General features: G+C 84.1%; 2 pseudogenes. Both read left to right on the top strand.

Annotated elements, in window-relative coordinates:
• A pseudogene (locus AC1MIR_RS27765) lies at positions 1-290 on the top strand (SPOR domain-containing protein); the annotation flags it as partial.
• A 61-nt stretch (positions 291-351) separates the two neighbouring features.
• Positions 352-509: pseudogene (locus tag AC1MIR_RS27760) on the top strand (hypothetical protein); the annotation flags it as partial.

Raw genomic sequence — 509 nt, 5'->3', positions numbered from 1 at the left:
GGCCCCCCGCGGGCCCCCGCCCGCGCGCCCCGGCGCCGCCCGCGCGCGCCCCCCGGGCGCGGGGGCGCGCCGGCGGACCCTGGGGCGTGCAGGTCGGCGCCTTCGCGTCGGAGAACCTGGCCCGCAACGCCGCAAGCCAGGCGCAGCAGCGGATCGGCGCCGCCGGCACGCGGGTCGCGGTCGAGCGCGTCTCCCAGGGCCGCAGCACGCTCTATCGTGCCCGCGTGGTCGGCCTTTCCACCCGCGGCGCGGCCGCCCAGGCCTGCGACCGCATGCGTGGCCGCAGCGCCTGCATGATCGTCGCGCCCGGCGCCTGCCGCCGGGAGGCGCGCCCGGGCCCTCGGCGCGGGCGGCCATGCCCGGCCGGTGATCGAGGCGCTGCATGCGACCGGGGCGCAGATCCTCGGCCTGCTCGACGACGCCGAGACCGGCCCGCTGCTCGGCGTCGCCCCCCCCCCCCGCCCACCCGGCCCCCCGGCCCCCCGCCCCCCCCCCCCCCGCGCGCCCGC

Source organism: Falsiroseomonas sp. RANM36 (genome assembly GCF_056682175.1).
Note: the sequence above shows the minus strand (reverse complement) of the source record. Positions and strands in the feature narration are given on the sequence as shown.